Here is a 2,242-nt window from a genome sequence, read left to right on the forward strand (position 1 = left end):
CGTGCCCCTGTCCGGTCCCGGCCGCACGCGGTCCGGCGCGGACCGGGCCGTTCCCGCCGACTGAACCCCGCTCCGGACCGGCTCCGACCCGGCCCCGCGACCCGCACCCTCCCGCACCCCTCCCGCGAGCGTCCGCGCTCGCGGCGGGCTCCGAGAAGAGAGAGCCGACCGTGCCAGGCATCCAGGAAACCCAGCTGTACTGCCTCGCCGACCGTACGTACTTCGACACCCCGGCCCGGCTGCCCGACGAGGAGTCCCGCTACCGGCTCGCCACCGACCCGCCACCGGCGGGCTGGCGCCGCGAGGCCGTGGGCCTGTGGACGTCCCTGATCCCCGAGGACGCCGAGCCCGCCGAGCAGGGCTGGAAGATCCACGTGTCCGCCGTCCCCGGCGAGGCCGAGGCCACCCTCCGCGACACCGCCCGCGTCTGCCTGGCCCACGGGGTGCCGTTCAAGTTCCTGCGCAGCGCACAGGCGCTGTCGCTGATGACCGGCAAGCACGTGAACCGCAGCGGGGCCGGCAAGTTCGTCGCGGTCTACCCGCCCGACGAAGCCACGTCCCTGGCACTGGCCGAGGAGCTGTCCCAGGCGCTCGCGGGGCGCAGCGGCCCCTACATCCTCAGCGACCTGCGGATCGGCGACGCCCCGGTGTACACGCGCTACGGCGCCTACCTCCCCCGCTGGTGCCACGACGCCGCCGGCCGCCGGGTCCTGGCCCTGCGGGACCCCGACGGGAAGCTGGTGCCGGACGAACGCGGTGTGGTCTTCCGGACGCCCGCGTGGGTCGACGTCCCCGCGGCCCTGCGACCGCACCTCGCCGCGCGCGCCGCCGCCCGCGACGACGCATTCCCCTACACCGTCACCGAGGCCCTCCAGTTCTCCAACGCCGGCGGGATCTACCTGGCCGAGGACCGGGGGACGGGCCGGCGCCTGGTGCTGCGCGAGGCGCGTCCGCACTGCGGCCTCGACGGCGCGGGCGACGACGCCGTCACCCGCCTGCACCGCGAGCACCGGGCACTGACGGCACTGGCCGGACTGGACTGCGTCCCCGAGGTGTACGGGGTACGGACCGTGTGGGAGCACCACTTCCTCATCGAGGAGCACATCGAGGGCAACACCCTGCTGGAGGAGATCACCGCCCGCTTCGCCCTCGTACGCGGGGCGGAGACCGCAAAGGACCTGGCCCCGTACGTCGCCTGGACCGACGCGACGGTGGGCGAGCTCTCCCGGGCCCTGGAGTCGATCCACGCGCGCGGCCTGCGCTTCGGCGACCTGCACCCCTCCAACGTCATCGTCCGGCCCGACGGGCGCGTCGCACTCGTCGACTTCGAGTACGCCACCGCGCTCGACGACGCGTCGACCCCGCTGGCCGGCGCCCCGGGCCTCCAGGCGCCCCCCGGCACCCCCGGGGCGGAGGCCGACGCGTACGCGCTGTGGGCGACCTGGCTCACCATGCTGATGCCCGTCATGGAAATGGCCGGACTGGAGCGGGCGAAGGCCCTCACCATCGAACGCTGGGCCCGCCGCCGCTACGGGCTTCCGGCCGACGCCGGCCCGCCCCGGCCCCGGCTGCTGAGCGGTTCGGACGCCTCACGGCGGCGCGAGGCGGAGGTGGCCGCCCTGTTCGACGGGCCGGAGGTGGACTGGGCGGGGATCCGCGCCCGCCTGGTGGCCGGCATCCACGCCGGGGCCACACCCGAGCGGACCGACCGCCTCTTCCCGGGCGGCCCGGACCTCTTCTCCACCGGCGGGACGGATCTCGCGCACGGCGCGGCCGGTGTCCTGTACGCCCTGCACCGGGCGGGCGCGCCCGTCCCCGAGGAGTGGACCGACTGGCTCGCGGCGGCGGCGCTCCGCCGGGACCCCGCCGGGGCGGGCGGGCTCTTCGAGGGACTGCACGGCACCGCCCTGGTCCTCTCGCTCCTCGGACGCCGGGAGCAGGGGCGGGAGTTGTGGGAGCGCGCGGTGTCCGGTGCGTCTCCTACGGCTTCGGCGGACCTGTTCACCGGGCGCGCGGGCATCGCGCTCGCCGCGCTGCGGATGGCCCGCCCGGACGGTGCCGCCTCCGGCGCGCCCCTGGTCGAATCGGCCCTGCGCACCGCCCGGGACCTGGACCGGCTCGTGCGGGGAGAAGCCGTGGACGGCCTGAGCCTCCCGGCGTCGGCGGGCCTGCTGCGCGGATCGGCCGGCGCCGCCCTGCTCCACCTCGAACTGCACGCGCTGACCGGCGAGGCGTGGCTGCG

General features: G+C 76.3%; 1 protein-coding gene. It reads left to right on the top strand.

The window, feature by feature from the left end; all coding sequences use genetic code 11:
* Positions 1–170 precede the first annotated feature (170 nt).
* Positions 171–2,242, top strand: a 2,072-nt coding sequence (lanKC, locus tag ABZ371_RS31885) for a class III lanthionine synthetase LanKC (protein ID WP_358686268.1), incomplete at its 3' end; no start/stop codon positions are given.

The organism is Streptomyces sp. NPDC005899 (assembly GCF_040629645.1).
In the GTDB taxonomy this organism is placed as follows: Bacteria; Actinomycetota; Actinomycetes; order Streptomycetales; family Streptomycetaceae; genus Streptomyces.